Source organism: Nisaea sp. (genome assembly GCF_965216895.1).
Taxonomy (GTDB): domain Bacteria; phylum Pseudomonadota; class Alphaproteobacteria; order Thalassobaculales; family Thalassobaculaceae; genus Nisaea.
In genome coordinates this window covers 3,179,007-3,198,032 of record NZ_OZ244205.1, presented here as the reverse complement: position 1 = coordinate 3,198,032, position 19,026 = coordinate 3,179,007, and the positions used below count along the sequence as shown (strand labels likewise).

Genomic DNA, 19,026 nt, shown 5'->3' with positions numbered 1-19,026 from the left:
AACGCTTCCGATTCGCGCTGTCTTCAGAGGATCCATGCCGGCGGACGAAACCCCGACCGTCTCCGTTGTGACCACCGCCTTCCAGGCCGAGCGCTTCGTCGCCCGCGCGCTGCGCTCGGCGGCGGCGATGGAGGGAAACCGGTCGGTCGAGATCCTGCTGTTCGACGACGGCTCCACCGACGAGACCGCCGCCGCCGCCGAAGCGCTGAAAATGGAGATCCCGAACCTCGTCGTCATCCGCCAGGAGCGCGCCGGCCGGGCGGCCGCGCTCAACCGGGCGATCGGTGCGGCGCGCGGACGCTACATCGCCATCCTCGACGCGGACGATATCGCGCTCCGGAACCGGCTGACAGTCACCCTGCCGATGATGGAGGCGGATCCGGGCCTCGCCATGGCCTGCACCGAGGCGCTCGTATTCGAGGGCACGCCGCCCGCACCGCCCCCGGCTGACCCGGCGCCGGCAATCGAGACCGAGATCACCCCGGCGGCGCTCTATGTCTCCAACCGGCTGGTACATTCAACCGCTCTGTTCCGGCGCACGGCATGGCAGGCGGCCGGCGGCTACGACGAAAGCCTCGATATCTGCGTCGATTATGCGTTCTATTTCCGCCTGCTTCGCGCCGGCGGCATCCGGCAGAGCAGTGCCGTTACCTGCCTGCGGCAGCGCCGCGCCGACAGCTATTTCGCGGTGAAGAGCCATCGGGCCTATACGGAGGCCCTCGCCCGTATCCGCGCCGAGGCCCGTGCCGAAATGGCGATCCCGCTCTGGGCGCAGCTTGCGGCGGCGGCCCGGTCGGCCAAGCTGGGTGCGGAAGCGCTGGCGCATCAGGTTCGCCCCCGGCTGGGAGCGGCCTGAGCCATGGGGAACCGCCGGCCTCCGAACGACGCCGACACGCGGGAAGCACCCTCGTCCCGGATCCAGCGTTCCATGTACCGGACCGCATTGGAGACGCGGCGGCTCGGGCAGGCCGCACCACTCAGCGTGTCGCTGCTGATGACGATCATCTTCGCCCAGGCGCTGGTCACCATCCCGGCCCAGTTCCGGGTCATTCCGGCGATCTCGCTCGGCGGCTTTCTCTCCCTGCTCTTCGTGCTGCTGCTGGTGATGCATTTCCTGATGCGGCCCTACGTGGTGCGCGAGGCGCGATGGCCTGTCTTCGTATTCCTGCTCTTCACCGCCTGGATCGCCTACGGTTTCATCTTCTATCGGGTGACCGTTCAGGGAATTCAGAACACCGTCGTCATCATCTCCAGCATTCTCGCCTTCATCGTCGCCGCCCAGGTGGCGATGAGCATCCGCTCGCCGAGCCGGGCCATCGTCCGCGCGGTTCTGATCGCGATCTGGATTCCGGCGGTGATCTACGTGCTCGCGATCCCGGTCTTCGGCTTCGGGCATACCGAGATCTTCGCGCCGCGCTCGCTCGCCGGTTTCCTCCTGATCGGCATCGCCATCCATTGCGGCTACTGGCGCCACGGCTCGCGGGGCGATCTCTGGCTCGCGCTCTTCCTCTACACCGTCGTGGTGCTCTCGCTCTCGCGCGCGGCGATGGGAATGGGGCTGGGCGTCTTCATACTGGCGCAGATGCGGCTGAACAGCTTTGCCGGCTGGATCCGGCTGATCGCGATCCTTGCCGCCGCAATCGGCCTCGCCGCGTTCCTCCTGCTCAATTTCGAGCCGCTGAAGCAGCGCTTTTTCTCGGGCGATCTCTCGGCGGCGGTCGGCGGCGTCAAGATCAACACGATGGGCCGGATCGCGGCCTGGACAACGGTCATCAATTCGGCATTGGAGGCACCGATCATCGGGAAGGGTCCGGCCTCGAGTTCAGAGGCACTGGAGACATTGCATGCCGGTATCGAACAGCCACACAACGACTATCTGAGAATCTGGCACGATTACGGGGTAATCGGCCTGCTGCTCTGGTTCGGCGCCTTCGGCACCATGATGCTCGCCTGCCGTCGCCAGTACAGGCGGTTCCAGCAGTGGGGCGCGCGCGAGACGTCGCTCGGCGCCGCCACCGGCCTGGCGCAGATCACCCTGCTCGCGCTGATGCTGACCGACAATGTGCTGATCTATTTCTACAACATGGTTCCCATCTTCATTCTCTCGGGCCTGGTGCTCGGATCACTGCCCTATGCCCCGCTGCTCCGTCGCTCTGCTCGTTAATTTCGTACCGCCCTACCGGGTGGCCCTCCTCCGGGCGCTCGAGCGGGAGGTCCGCCGGCTGACCGTCCTCGTCTCGACCGACATGGAGCCGGACCGGCCGTGGAAAGCAAAGGCCGGCGGACTCGACGTCCGGCGCACCGGCTCCATCGCCCTGCCCTACCGGCGGCGCCATCCGGACGGATTCTCGGAGGATCTGACGATCCATCTCTCGTGTGATCTGCTGCCGCGCCTCGTATGCCTTGCCCCGGACGTGGTGGTCAGCGGCGAGTTCGGACTGCGCAGCCTGCAGGCCGGGCTCTATCGCCGGCTCGCGCCGCTATTCGGCCACCGCACCCGGCTGCTGGTCTGGGCCACGGTGTCGGAGCAGACCGAACGCGGGCGCGGGATGCTGCGCACGGCGCTGCGGCGGCTGATCGCCGGACTGGCAGACGGCGCGCTGACGAACGGGGCCTCCGGGGCGCGGTATCTGGAGCGCATCGGGTTTGCGCCCGACCGCATATTCGCGATCCATCAGTCGACCGATCTCGACCGCTTCGCGGGCCTCCCGGCGGCGGGGCCCGATCCCGACGGCGTGCTCCGCCTGGTCTCTGTCGGCGCCCTGATCCCGCGCAAGGGCCTGCTGCCCTTTCTCGAGCGGCTCGCCATCTGGTGCAGGTCGAATCCGGAGCGGAGGCTGCACTGGCGCCTCGTCGGCGACGGTCGCGAGCGGGCCGGACTCGAAGCCGCTGACAGACCCACCAATCTCGAAATCGAACTGCTCGGCAACCGCTCCTACGAGGAGATCCCCGGTCTGCTCTCCGGCCGCGACCTTCTGGTCTTTCCGACCCTTGCGGACGAATGGGGACTCGTCGTCAACGAAGGCATGGCGGCCGGCCTTCCGGTGCTCGGAAGCCGCCGCGCACAGGCTGCGGAGGAAATGATCTCAGAGGGCGAAAACGGCTGGCTGTTCGATCCGCTGGACCCGGGAGAAACCGACGCGGCGCTTGCCCGCGCGTTCGACTCGTCGCCGCGGCAACGCAAATCCATGGCGGTGGAGGCGCGACACACGGCGGAGCGCTTTTCTCACCGCAATACCCTCCGGCGAATGCGGGCGGCGCTCGACGCGGTGTGGGGCCCATGAGGATTCTTTTCGCCCATTGCCGCTATCAGCAGTCCGGCGGGGAGGACCGTGTCGTCGACACCGAAATGGCGGTGCTGCGCGCCGCCGGGCACGAAGTCGCCCTGCTCGAACGCGACAATGCGGCCATCCGTTCCACCTGGGATGCGGTGCGCGCTGCATGGTGCCTTCCCGGAACGGAAGCCCTCCGGCGCACGCTGCGCGACGAAATCGCGGCCGCGGCGCCGGATATCGTGCATGCCCACAACCTCTTTCCGCTGATCACCCCGTCGCTCTACGACGCAGCCGGCGACCTCGGCGTTCCGGTGGTCCAGACCCTGCACAACTACCGCAATATCTGTGCCTCGGCCCTGCTGATGCGGGACGGGCGGATCTGCGAGGACTGCATCGGCGCGAGCCCCTACCAGGCCGTGCTGCACCGCTGCTACCGGAACTCGCTCGCCGGCTCCCTCGCACTTGCCCGGATGATCGACCAGCATCGCCGTAGCGGGACCTGGGACCGCGCCGCCGGCCGCTTCATCGCGCTGACCGAATTCTCCCGCGGTCGCTTCATCGCCGGCGGTTTTCCGGCGGACCGGATCGCGGTGATCGGCAACAGCCCCGGCATCGCGTTCGCTCCCGCGCCGGGCTCCGGTCACCGCGAGGGCGCGCTCTATGTCGGACGGCTCTCGGAGGAAAAGGGTATCGCCGCCCTGCTGAAGATCTGGCGCAAGGACTGGCCGCCGCTCCGGGTGGTCGGCGACGGACCGGACCGGCCGGCGCTCGATGCCGCTGTCCGGGACGGCCGCGCGGTCGCGCTCGGCATGCTCGGGGCGGAAGAGATCGCCGCCGAGATGCGGCGCGCCGCACTCTGCGTCCTGCCGTCGCGCTGCTACGAGAATTTCCCGATGACGCTGGCCGAAGCCTTTGCCTCCGGCCTGCCCGTCGCCGCCTCGCGGATCGGCGCCCTCGGGGAACTCGTCGAGGACGGCCGGACCGGACGGGTGTTCGATCCCTTCGACCCCGCAGAGATGGAGCGCGGCATCGCGGACGCGCTCTCCGATCCGGTGCGCCTCCGGGACTGGGGCGCGGCGGCGCGGCAAGAGTACGAGACCCGTCTCACCCGGGAGCGCACCCTCGCGGCGAAGCTTGCGCTCTACGAAGACCTGATCGCAGGCAGGGCGGCGGCATGACCATTGAGATCAACAGGGTCCCGGTCCTCTGTCGCCCGGTCGCCGCCGGGTCCCTTGCCACCATCGGCGAGGCCATCCTCGCGCTCGCCCGCGCGGGAAGGCGGGCTTATATCTGCGTCGCCGCAACCCACCCTCTGTCGCTGGCGCGAAGCGATCCGGACTTCGCCGCCGTCCTCGACGGCGCCACTCTGGTGCTGCCGGACGGCAGGCCGGTAAGCTGGGTCCAGCGGCTGAAAGGCCATGCGGAGGCCGAGCAGGTCGCCGGGCCGGACATCGCCCCCTGGCTGATCGCGCAGGCGGAGGCGGAGGGGCTTGCGGTCTATTTCTTCGGCGGCCTGCCGGACGAGCTTGCCGATCTGAAGACGGTGCTCGCGGCGCGGCATCCGGACCTCGAGGTCGTCGGCTGGGAGTCCCCGCCGAAACTCCCCGAACGACCGGAACGCGACCCGGAGGCGGTCGAGCGCATCAATGCGAGCGGCGCGAAGCTGGTCTTCGTCGGACTTGGCTGCCCGCGCCAGGAATGGTGGATGGCGCGGCACAGCGCCGGGATCGACGCGACGCTGATCGGGATCGGCGCCGCCTTCAACTTCATGTCCGGGCGACTCGAGAGGGCGCCCGGATGGGTCCGCGCACTCGGCCTCGAATGGCTGCACCGCCTGCTCGCCGAACCGCGCCGCCTCGGCCGGCGCTATCTTGTCCACAATGCGCGCTTCCTCTGGTTTGCACTGCTCGATCTCTGCACCCATTGGTGCCGCCGGGATCGCGGCTGATGGCGCGCTATCTCGTGACAGGAGGATGCGGCTTCATCGGCGGGCATTTGACGCACGCCCTCGTCCGGGCAGGTCACCGCGTCATCGCGTTCGACGATCTCTCCAGCGGGCGCGAAGACAATCTGCCACCTGAGGCCGATCTCGAACGGGGCTGCGTGACCGACGGCACACATCTCGCTTCGCTTGCAGGACAGTGCAACGGGATCGTCCACCTCGCCGCGATCGCCTCGGTCGAGGCGGCGGCGGCAAACCCGCGCCGGGCCGAAGCGGTCAATCTCGGCGGCGCCCGGAACGCCGTCGCCGCGGCAGAGGCGGAAAAGATCCCTCTGGTCTATGCCTCCTCCGCCGCCGTCTACGGCGATGCCGGCTCCCGCCCGATAGCCGAAACCGCAGATTGCACGCCGCACTCCGTCTATGGCCAGCACAAGCTGAAGGGCGAGAGTACGGTTTTGACGCTCGGCCCGCGCGCCACGATCATCCGGCCCTTCAACGTCTACGGACCGCGCCAGCATCCGAACTCGCCTTATAGCGGGGTGATCGCACGGTTTATTTCCGCCTGCCTTGCCGGAGAGACGATTACTATCAACGGCGAGGGGCTGCAGAGCCGCGATTTCATCTATGTAAGCGATATCGTCCGTCTCTTCGTCGCCGCCTTGAGCCGCGAGCCGGCGGCACCGTTCACGATGAACGGCTGCACGGGGCAGGCGATCAGCATCCTGTCTCTGGCGCGGGCGGTCGCAGACACTTGCGGTACGGGCCTCGACCTGCGACACGGGCCGGCCCGCGCCGCCGACATCCTCCATTCCTGCGGCGATCCGCAGCGCGCATTTGACCTGCTGGGTTTCCGGGCCGAAACCCGGCTCGGCGACGGGCTTGCGGAAACAGTAGGCTGGCAGCGCCCGGTGGTTCAGTAAGCGGCCCGGCCGGTCCCGACCTCGATGACGGTCAGGGCAAGAATCTTCAGGTCGAACCCGAGGGACCAGTTCTCGATGTAGTACAGGTCAAGCTCGACGCGCCGGCGCATCTTCTCGACCGTGTCGGTCTCGCCCCGCAGACCGTTGACCTGGGCCCAGCCGGTGATCCCCGGCTTGACCCGGTGACGGCCGAGATAACCGTCGATGATACCGGCATATTGCCGGTTGTGCGCCACGGCGTGAGGGCGCGGTCCGACCAACGTCATGCTGCCGCCGAGCACGTTCAGCAACTGCGGCAATTCGTCGAGGCTGGTGCGGCGCAGGATACGGCCAAGCGCGGTGACCCGGGGATCGTCCCGTGTCGCCTGCTTCAGCGACCCGGCGTCTCCGGACCCGGACTCGACGGTCCGCATGGTGCGGAACTTCAGCATGGTGAATTCGTCGTTATTGAAACCGAAGCGACGCTGGCGGAAGAGAACGGGCCGCCCCATCGTGACCAGGATGGCGAGGGCAATGAGCAGCATCACCGGTGCCAGCGTTACGATCATCACGCTCCCGAGCGCCAGGTCGACACAGCGCTTCTGCACGCTCGACCAGCCACCGATCGGCACATCCGCAAGCACGATGCCGGCCTCGCCCGCGACCCGGTCGATCCCGAGCACAGGGATGCCGGAGAGATAGTCGGGCAGCCGCAGCCGGATATTGACCGGCTGTTCGCGAAGCCGCGCGAGCGCGGCCCGGAACGCCTTCTCGTCCTCCGGCTCGTAGCAGAGCAGCACATCGTCGACTTTCCCCGCCGCGACGATGCGATGGAGGCTCTCCTCGGTGCCGAAAAGCGGCACTCCCTGAAGATACTCGTTGCCGAGACCGTCGCCGACGAATCCGCCGACCAGACGCGTCGCGCCGCCCCGTCCCGCCACCAGTTCGCGGGTCTCCTGCCTGACCAGACGCGGCGAACCGAGAACGGCGACGCTGGCGGAGAACCAGCCACTGCGCCGGGCCTTCCGGACCCAGGCGAGGGCAAGGGTTCGCACCGCGACGAGACCGAGGCTGCCGCCGACGACCATCTCGGCGAGCCAGAAGCGGGAGAAATCCTCCGAAATCTTGAAGGCAAACAGCGCGACGATGAAGATCACCATCGTGACCAGCCAGCAGCGTAGCGACTGCATCGCGTGGATGCGTTCGATGCCGCTGCGGCGGAACGCGTAACTGCCCTGGTTGCTGCCGCAGATCAGATAGAGAGCGCAGAGAAACAGCCCGGCAAAAACATAGCGTTCCGGCAGGACGAAGCTTCCGTTTCTGACCGCGTAACCGACCACGTTTATGGCGAAGAGCGTCAGACTCTCAAGCACCGCAAGCCAGACGGCCAGCCAGATCAGGGATCTGTTTCGCATCGGCTAGGCTGTTCCGGTCCGGAGCGGATTCATCGCGCACGGGCCCAGTCGCGCTCCTCGCGGTCGAGGGGCACGTTTGCATCGGCGCCGTAATACTGGCCGTCATAGGCTTCCGCACCGCCATCGATCGACTGGATCCGGAGGTTGTTCTTCGACATCACGATTCCGGAGAGATTCTCGCCGATTTCGAAGATCTCCCTGATACTCTGCTCGGCGGTCTCACGCCGGGTCCGCTCCCACTCGATGACAAAGACCGTGGCGTCCACCTGCGGCACCAGAACCAGCGTGTCGGACACGACCGACGCCGGGCCCGAATCGATTACCGTGAAATCGAAGTTCTTCTCCGCGTAGCGCAGAAGCTCGGCCATGCGGCGCGAGGCGAAATGGTCGTCCGAGTTCGACATCACGCCGCCGGTGGCGACGAAATGAATCCCGAGACCGAGATCGAACTCGATCGCGTCCTCGATCTCGGCATCGCCTTCGAGAAACTGCTTGAGACCGCGGCTGGCATCCCCGTTCAGATGCTTGGTGACCGACCCGTTGACCGTGTCGCAATCGATTACCAGAACCCGCAAACCGGCTGAAACCGCATTGACCACCAGAGCGAGCGCGATCGAGGATTTGCCCTCGCCGGCGATCGAGGAGGTGATCAGCACCGTACGGGTCGGTTTGCCTTCGCCGAGCAGGTTGAGCGCGGTGCGCAGCTTGCGGATGCCCTGGCCGACGGCGGAGCCGGGGCGGCGGCGCACCAGTTCGAACAGCGGTGTCTTGGAATCCTGCACCTGTTGCGACAGCGGGATGCTTGCGATCACCGGCAGGCCCGTGGCCTGCTCCACCTGCTTGGCGTTCTTGAAGCCCCGGATCAGGTAATCCATCAGCAGCGCCAGCAGCGCGGCAAGGATCATCGCCGCCAGGACCGAGGCCAGAACCGCCAGCTTCTTCTTCGGCGCGATCGGCACCCGGGGCGCCACGGCGCGGGAAATGACCTCGGCACCTGCCTGTTCAGGCTCGCGCTCCTCGATATCCACCGCCGCCAGCCGGTTGAGCATGATCTCGTAGAGATTCTGGTTTGCCGCCACTTCGGCCTGGATCGCCCGGAGCGCAATTTCCGACTCCGTCTGGCCCTCCATTGTCGCCTTCAGCTCGGAGACGGCATTCTGGACATTCGCCTCGCGCACCCGCGCGATCTCGGTTTCGTTGCGCATGGACTGCACGATCTTGCGCACTTCGCCGGCGATCGTCGCGCGCACATCCTCCAGCTCCCGGCGTGTCTTGATGACGTCGGGATGACCGTCGCGCAGCGTCGTCAGCTGCTCGGCAAGACGCTGCTGTATCTGCGATTCCTGGAGCCTCAGATTGTTGATGAGCTGGGACGCGAGCACCGGCGCCAGACTGTTCGTTCCGTCCGGCTGGTCGATCAGCAGCTGAACCTGACGCAGCCGCGCCTCGCGCTCCGCCCGCTCGGTGCTGGCCTGGATAAGCTGGTCGTTCAGCTTGATGAGCTGCTGGCGCATCAGTTCCGTGCCGCGGACGTCGAGCAGGCCTTCCTCGCGGCGGAACCGCTCCAGTTTCTCCTCCGAGAGCAGCACCCGTTCCTGCAGCGCGGCGACCTGATCGGTCAGCCATTGGCTGGACTGCCGGACCGCCTCGTCGCGCTGATCGCGCTTCTGCTCGAGGAAAAGGTCGGCGACCGTGTTCGGAACCAGGGCCGCGAGGGTCGCATCGTTGCTCTGGAACTCGATGGTGATGACCCGCGAGAGCTGCTCGCCATCAACCGTCAGCCGATCGAGGAAATTGTTGGTGACCTCGGCATACAGGGCTTCGTGGGACAGCTTCTCGGGCGTGTCGGAGCCGGAGGCGGAGAGCTTTCCGAGATCGAGACCGAGATTCGCCTCCAGCCAGGCGTCGGCGGCCTCGCTCCAGCGCGAAATCGTCTTGTCGAGATGCAGGATGGCGGCAAGCTCTCCGACCCCGCGCTTGAAAGAAGCCCAGGCGGAATCCTCTTCCGACCGCAGGGCCGGATTGAACTCGGCGAGCTGATCCAGTTCGAGCTTGTCGATGACTTTCGAGGCGAAGGCCCGCGACCTCAGATAGGCGGTCTCGGTCGGAAGGTTGGTGTTGGAGCTTCCGAGCCCCTGCGGCAGGGTGAGGCCCGGAATGTTGAAGTTCCCCCCGGACTCGTTCACCAGGAGCTTGGTGCTCCCGGAAAAGACCGGTTTCAGGGAAAACACCACGAGGCCTGTCGCCAACGGCACCAGGATCATCACCGTCAGGATCAGCAGAAACCGCCGGCGCATGACCGAGACGAGACGCCAGAGATCGAAGGTCTCGCCGGTCTCCAGCGGATCGGCGAACAGCGCCGCCGGCGCTTCGGAGCCGCGGCGGTTTCTCGGGAATGCCGTGATGTTGGCCATCCGCCCCCCTAGAACCAGCGCCGTTTGATCTCGATGACGTCTCCGGGATAGACCGAAGTATCCAGACTGACGTCACGCACTGTCTGCCCATGCTCCGTCCGCCGGGTCAGCAGCACCTGGGATTTCGCCGCGCGGCGGGTGAAGCCGCCAGCTTCGGCCACCGCCTTGCGCATGTTCAGACCGAGCACGAAATCGTAGCTTCCCGGCGTATTCACCTCGCCGAGCACATAGAACGGCTGGTAACGCGCGATCGCGATATCGACCTTCGGATCGATGACGAACTTCCGGTCGACGATCTCGGTCACCAGCGCGCGCAGTTCGAGCGCGGTCTTGCCGCGGGCCTCGACCTTGCCGACCAGAGGCAGTTCCAGCATGCCGTCCTCGGCGATATCGACAATGGCGGACAGTTCCTCGTGGCCGAACACTTTCACCGCGACCCGGTCGCCCGCGACCAGCCGGTACTCGGCAATCGTCGGCGTCGAGGGCGGCGGCAGTTCGTCGACTTCGGACGAGGCACATGCGGCCAGCGCAAGGCACAGACCGAGCACGGCAAATACCGCGAGCCTGTTCGATGCGAATATGAGGTTAGACCACATCGCTCTCTCCTAGAGCCGCCCGAGATTGAACGGATTGACGACACCCTCGTCAATCCTGCAACACAGCTTCATCCCGAGCCGGAACGCGACCGTGCTGGCCTCGAAATCCCGGCTCGCCACCGTCGAGTCCGACACTTCGTGCTCGAAACTGAGACCGGCAAAGAGAAATTCGTTGAACAGGTAGGTCGCCCGGAGCCCCACCACGTAGTCGTCGTCCTGGCGCTCGATCTGCTGGTAGTCCTCGTTGGCGTAGGAGACATAGGCATTGAAGATCAGCTGCTCGAACGGATCGTAATCGAGCCCGGCATTGAAGGCATTGGTAAGCTTGGTTCCCGCTGTCGGATCGTCCGACTGCTGGTTCTCGATCTCGGCGCCCGCCGTGAAGGTCATCACCGGCGTGAGATTCCAGAGCAGCGCGCCGGAAGCGACAAAGTCGGTCTGCGAGGACCGCGAATCCTCGTCGAAGATGCGGTGCGACACCCCGACCCGCCCGGTGAAGGCACTGATTCCGGTCACGTCCCGTGCGGCCCCGACACTCAGAGTGAAGCGGGTCGAGTCCTGGTCTTCCGAGACTTCTTCAACGAATATCTCGCGCAGCAGGCTGGGGGAGACGAAGAGGTCGTATTCGCCGCCGGTCGAAACCCCCACCAGGCCGCGCAGGTTGAGCGACGTGCGGTCGAGGGAATCCCGACTGACGCCGTCGGTCGCATTGTAATCCCGGTGCAGCACCTCGCCGACCAGGCGCGAGAACAACCGGTCGTTCCGACGGTCGTCGTACACCGCACCGGCGAGATACTGGTTGTAGGTCAGCGGCTCGAAGGCGGCGCCGGGATCGGCATCGTCGCCGCGCGGGATATGGCCACGCCTGGCCTGGGCGAAGCCGCGGGCGAACAAATCCTCGTCAAGATCGAACCGGCCCGCCGCGCCGAGACTGAAATCCGTGGTGTTCTCGCGGCTTTTTTCCGCCACCCGCCGGTCATCGACGCCGACGATCAGCAGCGCCTCGTGGTTGCTCCAGTTCGACCTGAGCGCGGCCAGGCCCTTCACCTCGGCGAAACCGGAACCGATCTCGTCGTCAGTGGTACGTAAGATATTACTGTCATGGCCCGCATCCACCGTCACACGCGGGAACAGGTCGAAACTGCCGCCGAGCCGGGCCGTGTCGGAGGTGTCCCCGGGCCGGGTCAGCATGTCGAGGGAAAGGCCGTAACTCTGGAAATCCAGCCGCGGCCGTCCCTGCACCGACTCCTTGCCGGCGAGCTGCGCCGCGGCGGGGCCCGAAACGGCCGAGAGCGCAAGCATGACAAGCCCCAGCCCGACCGGCCCGAGACAGACCGACCGGGTTGCGCGGCAATGCCCGCGCACGAGCCACCATCGAAGAGAGTCCATGTGACCGGCCAGCTGATTCAATCCCGAACTCGGTTGCACCGCGCTTAAGCGACGCTTTAAAGTAGTCGAATTATCCATTGAAACAAAACATTTTTATGAGCATAGTTGGGTGACGTACCTCAGTGTGGCCGCATGGAGGTAAAAATTTGGTGGCTTTTTATGTGAATATGCGTTTTTTCGAGGTAGAGAGACAGGTCCGGTCATCCTGAGCCGTCTCGACTGCGCGAAGACCACGTCCTGCGGTCTCCGGTGAAATACCGGGTGCCTGCACAATCGGTGGCATGGTAAGAATGGGCTTGGGAAACGGCCCTACTGAGTTTTGAGCGGAGGACCGCATGGCGCTCAGCCAAGTCCAGAACCGAAATCGGGGCCCGAGCCAGGAATACCTGCTGCTCGACTACCTCCAGCGCCTTGGACGGAACGTGGACGGCCGCATGGCCGTGCATATCCACTTGTCGCGCCTGCGTCCGCAGAACCGTCAGGACCACCATATCCGGATCGCGGCGGCGACCTTCGAGGGCATGGTCCAGAACTACGAGGGCCAGATCTTCATCCTGAGCAACTCGGACCTGTTCTTCGTCTGCAAGGACGCCACGATCGAGGATATCGACGCGGCCATCATGAAGGTCCGCTACCTCTTCTCCGAGGACCCTCTCTCCCAGGGCGACGAGGAAGAGGATCTCGCCCGCTTCTGCTCCTGGTTCAACGTCGCGACCCAGTACGAGGACCTGCTGGAGCTGGTCAAACAGATGCACCGCGAGCGCGAGCGCAAATCGCGGCTCGCCGTCAGCTCGGACCAGAAGGTCGATCCGCGGGCCAAAGGCTCGCGCAAGCCGCTCGATCCGGAGCAGCTCGGCAAGCTCGAGTCCTTCCTGCAGCGCGCCGACCTTTCGAACCTGATGCGCCGCCAGCCGGTCTGCGCGCTGACGCCGAACAACCCGACCCCTCAGCCGGTCTTCCGCGAGCTCTTCATCTCGATCCACGACCTGCAGCAGACGGTTCTGCCGGAATTCGACCTCGCCTCCAATCTCTGGCTGTTCCAGCACCTGACCCAGACATTGGACGCGCGGATGCTGTCGCTGCTGATCCGCAACGACGACAGCTCGATCGCCAGTTCCTTCAGCGTCAATCTGAACGTTCAGACGATCCTTTCGCCACCGTTCCTGAATTTCGATTCGAGCCTGAAGGCGGTCGCCCGCGGCACCGTCGTAATCGAACTGCAGAAGATCGACATCTTCGGCGACATGGGCGCCTACATGTTCGCCCGCGACTTCATGCGCGAGCGCGGCTACCGGATCTGCCTCGACGGCCTGAACCACCTGACCCTTCAGTTCATCGACCGCGAACGGCTCGGCCTCGACCTGCTGAAACTGATCTGGACCCCGGACATGGCCGACGACATGTCGGGCGCCCGGACCACGGAGCTGAAGGAACATGTCGACCGTTGCGGCCGCGCCCGCATCATCCTGACCCGCTGCGACAGCGACGAGGCCGTGCGCTTCGGCCAGTCCCTCGGCATCACGATGTTCCAGGGCCGCTATATCGACAAGCTGCTGACCTCGGAAGGCCGGGTGGGCTAGGGCCATCCCCGCCCGTTCTCACCGTCATCCAGACGCAAGACGGGATCCACTCTCCGCGACTTCACCAGTGAATCCCGGATCGCGTCCGGGATAGAGGCCACCGCTCGAGAGCCGGGCGGCCTAGCCCCTCGGTGCGTGCTTGTTCAGAATGCGCTGCAGGGTTCGGCGGTGCATGCGCAGGCGGCGGGCGGTTTCGGAAACGTTGCGGCCGCATTGCTCGAACACGCGCTGGATATGCTCCCAGCGCACCCGGTCGGCGGACATCGGATTGTCCGGCGGCGGCGGCAGGGCCTCCTCGTGATCCAGCAGCGCCGCCGCGACCGCATCCGCGTCGGCCGGCTTCGGCAGGTAATCCACCGCACCCGCCTTTACCGCCGCCACCGCCGTCGCGATATTGCCATAGCCGGTCAGCATGATGATGCGGGCGTCCGGATTGGCCTCGCGCAACGCGCTCACCACATCGAGCCCGCTGCCGTCGGTCAGCCGCATGTCGAGCACCGCATAGGATGGCGGATCGCTCTCGACCGCCTCCAGTCCTTCGGCCACCGAGCCTGCTCCGGTCACGGTGAAGCCGCGCTTCTCCATCGCCCGGACCAGCCGGTTGCGGAACGGCTCGTCATCGTCGAGCACCAGCAATTTCCGGGTCTCAGCGACCCCGGTCTGTTCGTCTGTCACCTAGCGTCTCCGCCATTCGGGCCGATCCGGACCCGTTCCGGTTAATAAAGGAAAACTGCGCCGGGTCAAGAATCCGTCGCCCCGGTTTCAAGGTCCGCGCGGAGCCAGCGAACCGCCACGCGGGCCCCTCCTTCGGCCCGGTTGGAGAAGGCAAGCGTGGCGCCGCCGCGTTCCAGCAGGGTCTTCGCGATGAAGATGCCGAGCCCCATATGCCCGTTCTTTCCGGACCGGCTCGAAACATAGGGCTCGCCGAGGCGATCGAGCACCAGAGGCGAGAAGCCCGGGCCGTCATCCTCGATGATCACCGACGCCATGCTGTCGTCCCAATAGACCGTGATCTCGACCGTCTCCGCGGCGAACTGCACCGCGTTCTGCACCAGCGTGCCGATCCCCTGGTTCATCTCCGGCGTCAGGACCACGCGCGGCTGGGCCACCGCGACCGCATCGTCGCCGGGTTCGAGACCGAGATCGAGGGCGCCGCCCGGTCCGTGCTGCTCCACGATCACCACGATATCGTCGCGCTGATGCGGCGCGGCGGCGGTCTCGACCGCGGCACTGAAGGGAACGGTCTTGAACGGCCCCGGCGTGTCCTGGTCCGGCCGGCGGGAGAACTCCGTCAAAATGTCGCGGCAGCGCGCCGTTTCGCTCAGCAGCAGATCCAGATCCTCGCGCCACTCGCTGTTCTCCGGGATGTCCTTGCGCAGCTCGCGGGCAACGACGGCGATGGTGCTGAGCGGGGTCCCGAGCTCGTGCGCGGCAGCGGCCGCGAGCCCGCCGAGGGCCGAGAGCTGCTGTTCCCGGGAGAGCGCCAGTCGCGTGGCGGCGAAGGCGTCCGACATGCGCCGCGCGTCCCGGCTCACCCTGTAGGTGTAGCCGGCGATGAAGAGGGTCGCGATCACGATCGCGGCCCAGAGGCCGAAGACATAGATGTCGGGCAGCTCGAGCCCGTCGCCGGACCAGGGCAGCGGCCGGTGCACCACGGCGAGGGCGGAGGCCGAGACAAGGGCGAGGAAACTCAGCCAGATCGTCGCCCGCCCGGAGAGGATGGTCGCCGAAACCGTGACCGGCGCGATCAGCATCAGTGCGAACGGGTTCTCGAGACCGCCGGTCCAGTAGAGCAGGGAGCCGAGCTGGGCGATGTCGAAGGCCAGCCCGAAGGCGGCGACGCGGCTGCTGGGCACCAGCCCGCTCTGCCTGAGGGTCTGGCAGACCACGTTGTAGAAGGCACCGAAGGCGATGATGCCGAGCGTGATTTCCAGCGGAACGGCAAAGCCCAGCCCGTAATGCACGACAAGCAGGCTGATGAGCTGCCCCATCAGCGCGACCCAGCGGATCATCACCAGCGTGCGCGCGCCCGCCGGGCCGAGGCCGTCGGCAAGGCCCGACCGGACCTCCAGATTCTCGAGATTGCTGCGCTCGCTGGCCACGCGCTCCGTCTCCGCGGTTTCCGTCATTGTCCACTAGCACGGCACGGGCTAAGGTCGCGACGCCCTTTTCGGCACATCCAGAACTGCACACCCATCGAGTCTGAACCCATGAGCAAGGCGGTCATCGACGTCCGGAACCTGGAAAAACGCTATGGCACGGTCCATGCCGTGCGCGGCGTCACTTTCTCGGTCGAGGCCGGTACCACCATGGGCCTGCTCGGCGGCAACGGCGCCGGCAAGACGACGACGATCGCGATGATGCTGGGCCTGCTGGAGCCCACCGGCGGCGGCGTCTCGATCCTCGGCTGCGACATGGCGACGGAGCGCTACCGCGCCCTGCCTTTCATGAATTTCTCGTCGCCCTATGTGGATCTGCCGCACCGCCTGACCGTCCGCGAGAATCTCCGCATCTATGCCGGGCTCTATTCGGTGCCCGGTCCGAAGGACCGTATCGCCGAGCTCGCCGAACAGCTTCACATGGAAGACTTCATGAACCGGCCCTCCGGCAAGCTTTCCGCCGGCCAGAAAACCCGCGTCGCCCTCGCCAAGGCGCTGATCAACACCCCGAAGGTGCTGCTGCTGGACGAGCCCACAGCCTCGCTCGACCCGGATACCGGCGACTGGATCCGGACCTATCTCGAGAACTACCAGCAGATTACCGGAGCCACGATCCTGCTCGCCTCGCACAACATGCAGGAGGTGGAACGCCTCTGCCGCGAGGTTCTGATGATGCGCCAGGGCACTATCGTCGACCGAGGCGGCCCGGCAGAGCTTCTGGCAAAGTACGGCCGCAAGACCATGGACGAGGTCTTCCTCGACGTCGCCCGGCGAACCGGGGCCGCGAACGGAAACCAGGACGAACAGGGGGCGGCATGAGTACCCGTACGGACTTCACGCCGCCGCCGGCCTCGCTGTTTTCCACCGGCCGGATCCAGGCCATGGCGCTGCGCTATATCTACCTGCTGCGCAGTTCCTGGCCACGGCTGATCGAGATGGCCTACTGGCCGACCATGCAGATGATTCTCTGGGGTTTCGTGACCCAGTTCTTCATCGGCGAGTCGAGCTGGATCGCCGGCGCCGCCGGGGTGCTGCTGGCCGGGGTGCTGCTCTGGGACATTCTGTTCCGCGGTCAGATGGGTTTCGCCATCTGTTTCCTCGAGGAGATGTGGTCGCGCAATCTCGGACATCTCTTCGTCAGCCCGCTCCGGCCGCACGAATTCGTCGTCGCGCTGATGGCGATGAGCCTGGTACGCACCCTGATCGGCGCGCTGCCTCCGGCCCTGCTCGCCATCGTCTTCTATCAGTTCTCGATCTTCTCCCTCGGCCTGCCGCTGGTCGCCTTCATGAGCTGCCTCTTCTTCATGGGCTGGGGCATCGGCCTGCTGGTGATCGGAATCATCCTGCGTTTCGGCCTCGGCGCAGAGTCTCTGGCGTGGGTGCTGGTCTTCGCCTTTGCGCCGATCTCGGCGGTCTACTACCCGGTCGAGATCATGCCGGACTGGCTGCAGCTCGTGGCCTGGTGCACGCCGTCCGCCTATGTCTTCGAAGGCATGCGGGCGGTGCTCTTCGACGGCGATTTCCGTCTCGATCTGCTGGCCGGCGCAATGGCGATGAACGTCGTCTATTTCGCGATCGGCGCCGGTATCTTCTGGCTCGCCTACCGCAGCGCCCGCCGGGAGGGGCGACTGCTTCAGGTCGGCGAATAGAGCGGCGCCAGCAGGTCCTTCAGGCCCGCCACCTTAGGATCGCCCGAGGTCAGGATATAGAGCCCGGCCTCGTGCAGTCCGACCAGATGCATCGCCGTCATCCGGAGTTCGCGCGCCAGCAGGCGGCGATAGAGGTCTTCCAGCGGCACCGGCACGGTCTCGATATCCTCTGCCGCGTCGAACGCGGTCTCGCCGGTCACTTCCGCACCGACCGCGAGAAAACCGAAGCAGGTATTGTTCATCGTCGCGGCATTCGGGAACATCCGGCCGGTCTGCACCCAGTAGGGCGCCTCCGCGCCGGTCTCTTCCGCAAGCTCCCGCTGCGCCGTGCCGAGCGGATCGGTCTCGCCAGGGTCGACGGTTCCGCTCGGCAATCCGAACACGACCTCGCCGATACCGTGACGATACTCGTTGATCATCAGGACACGGGCGTCGTCGGTCACCGCGACCATGTTCACCCAGTCCGGCACCTCGATCACATGATAGGGCTCGACGATGACGCCGTGCGGCGTCTCGCAGCGGTCCATGCGGTGGGCGAGGAACCGGTCGCGGAAATTGATCCGGCTGTCGAGCACGCGCCAGGGTCTCGGCATGGAACGGTCTCCGGACCTCAGGCGGGGCCGCTGACGCCGGCATCGGCGAAGGTCGCCATGCCGTTGTGACAGGCGACGGCCGCCTTGACGATGCCGATCGCGAGTGCCGCGCCCGACGCCTCGCCGAGGCGCATGCCGAGATCCAGCACCGGCGCCTTGCCGATCTTCTCCAGCAGCAGCCGGTGGCCCGGTTCGGCCGAACAGTGCGCAACCTGGCAATGCTCGATGCTGCGCGGATCGGCGGCATGCAGGACCGCGGCCGCGGCGGTGCAGGCAAAGCCGTCGAGCAGCACCGGGACCCGGGCCATGCGCGCGGCGAGGACAGCGCCGGCGATCGCCGCCAGTTCGAGCCCGCCGACAGCGGCGAAGAGTTCCAGCGGGTCCTCGGTTCGTGCCCGGTGCAGGGCGACACCGTCCGCCACCGCCTTGACCTTGGCCGCATAGGCGGCGCCGGTGACCCCGGTGCCTGGACCGGTCCAGTCTTCGGCCGCACCGCCGTGGAGCGCATGGCAGATCGCCGCCGCGGAGGTCGAGTTGCCGATCCCCATCTCGCCGAGGCAGAGCAGGTCGATTCCCGGCTCCACCGCCATCATGCCGTAGGCGATCGCCTTGGCACATTCGTCCTCCGACATGGCCGGCGCGTCTGTGAAATCGGCGGTCGGCTGCTCCAGAGCCATTTCGTAGACCCGAAGGTCCGCGTCATGCAGCTCGGCGAGCTGATTCACCGCGGCGCCGCCGGAAACGAAGTTCTGCACCATTTGCGCCGTAACGTCCGCCGGATAGGCCGAGACGCCCTTGGCGGTCACGCCGTGATTGGCGGCGAAGACGCAGATCCTCGGATGTGCGACGCTCGGCGGGTGCTTGCCCTGCCAGGCGGCGACCCAGCGCGTCAGCTCCTCCAGCTTGCCGAGGGAACCCGCCGGCTTGGTCAGTTCCGCCTCGCGGCTGGCGGCCTGGGTGCCGGCTTCGAGATCGGCCGGCGGTAAAGCGCGGAACAGGCCGCGGATCTCGTCGAAGGTCGCGCTCTCGGGGGAAAAACGTTCGTCGCTCATGACTGCCAGCCAGGAAGTGTCTTTCGGAATGCCGCCCCCTATACAGGTCCGGACGGCCAATGC

At 66.2% G+C, this 19,026-nt stretch carries 17 protein-coding genes; 9 read left to right on the top strand and 8 right to left on the bottom strand.

Features of this window, described 5'->3' with window-relative positions:
* Positions 1-34: 34 nt before the first annotated feature.
* Genes ACOOE1_RS15445 through ACOOE1_RS15420 form a run of 6 tightly spaced genes read left to right on the top strand, consistent with a single transcriptional unit; the run spans position 35 to position 6,137 of the window.
* On the top strand, positions 35-856 hold the full coding sequence (locus ACOOE1_RS15445) for a glycosyltransferase (protein WP_420403091.1): 822 nt from the start codon (positions 35-37) through the stop codon (positions 854-856).
* Between the two features lie 3 nt (positions 857-859).
* Positions 860-2,164, top strand: a complete 1,305-nt coding sequence (locus ACOOE1_RS15440; RefSeq protein WP_420403090.1) for an O-antigen ligase family protein — start codon at positions 860-862, stop codon at positions 2,162-2,164.
* On the top strand, positions 2,133-3,284 hold the full coding sequence (locus tag ACOOE1_RS15435) for a glycosyltransferase family 4 protein (protein WP_420403089.1): 1,152 nt from the start codon (positions 2,133-2,135) through the stop codon (positions 3,282-3,284). The genes ACOOE1_RS15440 and ACOOE1_RS15435 overlap by 32 nt, the downstream gene beginning before the upstream one ends.
* Positions 3,281-4,453 carry a glycosyltransferase family 4 protein gene (locus ACOOE1_RS15430; protein ID WP_420403088.1) on the top strand — a complete coding sequence of 391 codons (1,173 nt, stop codon included), beginning with the start codon at positions 3,281-3,283 and terminating at the stop codon, positions 4,451-4,453. The genes ACOOE1_RS15435 and ACOOE1_RS15430 overlap by 4 nt, the downstream gene beginning before the upstream one ends.
* Positions 4,450-5,223, top strand: coding sequence for a WecB/TagA/CpsF family glycosyltransferase (locus ACOOE1_RS15425; RefSeq protein WP_420403087.1), 774 nt, complete (start codon positions 4,450-4,452; stop codon positions 5,221-5,223). The genes ACOOE1_RS15430 and ACOOE1_RS15425 overlap by 4 nt, the downstream gene beginning before the upstream one ends.
* The gene (locus ACOOE1_RS15420; protein WP_420403086.1) at positions 5,223-6,137 is read left to right on the top strand and encodes an NAD-dependent epimerase/dehydratase family protein; all 915 of its coding nucleotides are present in this window, start codon (positions 5,223-5,225) and stop codon (positions 6,135-6,137) included. The genes ACOOE1_RS15425 and ACOOE1_RS15420 overlap by 1 nt, the downstream gene beginning before the upstream one ends.
* Here the strand turns inward: ACOOE1_RS15420 and ACOOE1_RS15415 are convergent.
* The 4 genes from ACOOE1_RS15415 to ACOOE1_RS15400 are packed head-to-tail and all read right to left on the bottom strand — an operon-like array spanning position 6,131 to position 11,951.
* Positions 6,131-7,531, bottom strand: a complete 1,401-nt coding sequence (locus ACOOE1_RS15415; protein WP_420403085.1) for an undecaprenyl-phosphate glucose phosphotransferase — start codon at positions 7,529-7,531, stop codon at positions 6,131-6,133. The two genes, ACOOE1_RS15420 and ACOOE1_RS15415, sit on opposite strands and share 7 nt — an antisense overlap.
* Before the next feature lie 29 nt (positions 7,532-7,560).
* On the bottom strand, positions 7,561-9,945 hold the full coding sequence (locus ACOOE1_RS15410) for a GumC family protein (RefSeq protein ID WP_420403084.1): 2,385 nt from the start codon (positions 9,943-9,945) through the stop codon (positions 7,561-7,563).
* An 8-nt stretch (positions 9,946-9,953) separates the two neighbouring features.
* A complete protein-coding gene (locus tag ACOOE1_RS15405; RefSeq protein ID WP_420403083.1) occupies positions 9,954-10,541 on the bottom strand; it encodes a polysaccharide biosynthesis/export family protein in 588 nt (195 codons plus the stop codon).
* Positions 10,542-10,550: 9 nt separating this feature from the next.
* Complete coding sequence (locus ACOOE1_RS15400; protein WP_420403082.1) at positions 10,551-11,951, bottom strand: outer membrane beta-barrel protein; 1,401 nt, start codon at positions 11,949-11,951, stop codon at positions 10,551-10,553.
* 314 nt (positions 11,952-12,265) lie between these two features.
* On the opposite strand from ACOOE1_RS15400, the gene ACOOE1_RS15395 reads away from it, so the two are divergent.
* Entirely contained in the window at positions 12,266-13,510 is a 1,245-nt protein-coding gene (locus tag ACOOE1_RS15395) for a hypothetical protein (RefSeq protein ID WP_420403081.1), read from the top strand.
* Positions 13,511-13,630: 120 nt separating this feature from the next.
* On the opposite strand, the gene ACOOE1_RS15390 is transcribed toward ACOOE1_RS15395, so the two are convergent.
* On the bottom strand, positions 13,631-14,185 hold the full coding sequence (locus ACOOE1_RS15390) for an ActR/PrrA/RegA family redox response regulator transcription factor (RefSeq protein ID WP_420403080.1): 555 nt from the start codon (positions 14,183-14,185) through the stop codon (positions 13,631-13,633).
* Positions 14,186-14,250: 65 nt separating this feature from the next.
* Positions 14,251-15,612, bottom strand: a complete 1,362-nt coding sequence (locus tag ACOOE1_RS15385) for an ActS/PrrB/RegB family redox-sensitive histidine kinase (RefSeq protein WP_420403079.1) — start codon at positions 15,610-15,612, stop codon at positions 14,251-14,253.
* Positions 15,613-15,720: 108 nt separating this feature from the next.
* On the opposite strand from ACOOE1_RS15385, the gene ACOOE1_RS15380 reads away from it, so the two are divergent.
* Together ACOOE1_RS15380 and ACOOE1_RS15375 are read left to right on the top strand one after the other, a co-directional pair.
* Positions 15,721-16,488 carry an ABC transporter ATP-binding protein gene (locus ACOOE1_RS15380; RefSeq protein WP_420403078.1) on the top strand — a complete coding sequence of 256 codons (768 nt, stop codon included), beginning with the start codon at positions 15,721-15,723 and terminating at the stop codon, positions 16,486-16,488.
* Positions 16,485-17,318, top strand: coding sequence for an ABC transporter permease (locus tag ACOOE1_RS15375; protein WP_420403077.1), 834 nt, complete (start codon positions 16,485-16,487; stop codon positions 17,316-17,318). The genes ACOOE1_RS15380 and ACOOE1_RS15375 overlap by 4 nt, the downstream gene beginning before the upstream one ends.
* On the opposite strand, the gene ACOOE1_RS15370 is transcribed toward ACOOE1_RS15375, so the two are convergent.
* Complete coding sequence (locus ACOOE1_RS15370; protein WP_420403076.1) at positions 17,303-17,911, bottom strand: NUDIX hydrolase; 609 nt, start codon at positions 17,909-17,911, stop codon at positions 17,303-17,305. The genes ACOOE1_RS15375 and ACOOE1_RS15370 overlap by 16 nt on opposite strands.
* A 17-nt stretch (positions 17,912-17,928) precedes the next feature.
* Entirely contained in the window at positions 17,929-18,963 is a 1,035-nt protein-coding gene (cobT, locus tag ACOOE1_RS15365; protein WP_420403075.1) for a nicotinate-nucleotide--dimethylbenzimidazole phosphoribosyltransferase, read from the bottom strand.
* Between the last annotated feature and the right edge of the window lie 63 nt (positions 18,964-19,026).

What these genes read in the sequence shown, in the direction of transcription:
- ACOOE1_RS15445 (WP_420403091.1), top strand. Translation starts at nt 35, where the DNA reads ATGCCGGCGGACGAAACCCCGACCGTCTCCGTTGTGACCACCGCCTTC.
- ACOOE1_RS15440 (WP_420403090.1), top strand. Translation starts at nt 860, where the DNA reads ATGGGGAACCGCCGGCCTCCGAACGACGCCGACACGCGGGAAGCACCC.
- ACOOE1_RS15435 (WP_420403089.1), top strand. Translation starts at nt 2,133, where the DNA reads ATGCCCCGCTGCTCCGTCGCTCTGCTCGTTAATTTCGTACCGCCCTAC.
- ACOOE1_RS15430 (WP_420403088.1), top strand. Translation starts at nt 3,281, where the DNA reads ATGAGGATTCTTTTCGCCCATTGCCGCTATCAGCAGTCCGGCGGGGAG.
- ACOOE1_RS15425 (WP_420403087.1), top strand. Translation starts at nt 4,450, where the DNA reads ATGACCATTGAGATCAACAGGGTCCCGGTCCTCTGTCGCCCGGTCGCC.
- ACOOE1_RS15420 (WP_420403086.1), top strand. Translation starts at nt 5,223, where the DNA reads ATGGCGCGCTATCTCGTGACAGGAGGATGCGGCTTCATCGGCGGGCAT.
- ACOOE1_RS15415 (WP_420403085.1), bottom strand. Translation starts at nt 7,531, where the DNA reads ATGCGAAACAGATCCCTGATCTGGCTGGCCGTCTGGCTTGCGGTGCTT.
- ACOOE1_RS15410 (WP_420403084.1), bottom strand. Translation starts at nt 9,945, where the DNA reads ATGGCCAACATCACGGCATTCCCGAGAAACCGCCGCGGCTCCGAAGCG.
- ACOOE1_RS15405 (WP_420403083.1), bottom strand. Translation starts at nt 10,541, where the DNA reads ATGTGGTCTAACCTCATATTCGCATCGAACAGGCTCGCGGTATTTGCC.
- ACOOE1_RS15395 (WP_420403081.1), top strand. Translation starts at nt 12,266, where the DNA reads ATGGCGCTCAGCCAAGTCCAGAACCGAAATCGGGGCCCGAGCCAGGAA.
- ACOOE1_RS15380 (WP_420403078.1), top strand. Translation starts at nt 15,721, where the DNA reads ATGAGCAAGGCGGTCATCGACGTCCGGAACCTGGAAAAACGCTATGGC.
- ACOOE1_RS15375 (WP_420403077.1), top strand. Translation starts at nt 16,485, where the DNA reads ATGAGTACCCGTACGGACTTCACGCCGCCGCCGGCCTCGCTGTTTTCC.
- ACOOE1_RS15370 (WP_420403076.1), bottom strand. Translation starts at nt 17,911, where the DNA reads ATGCCGAGACCCTGGCGCGTGCTCGACAGCCGGATCAATTTCCGCGAC.
- cobT (WP_420403075.1), bottom strand. Translation starts at nt 18,963, where the DNA reads ATGAGCGACGAACGTTTTTCCCCCGAGAGCGCGACCTTCGACGAGATC.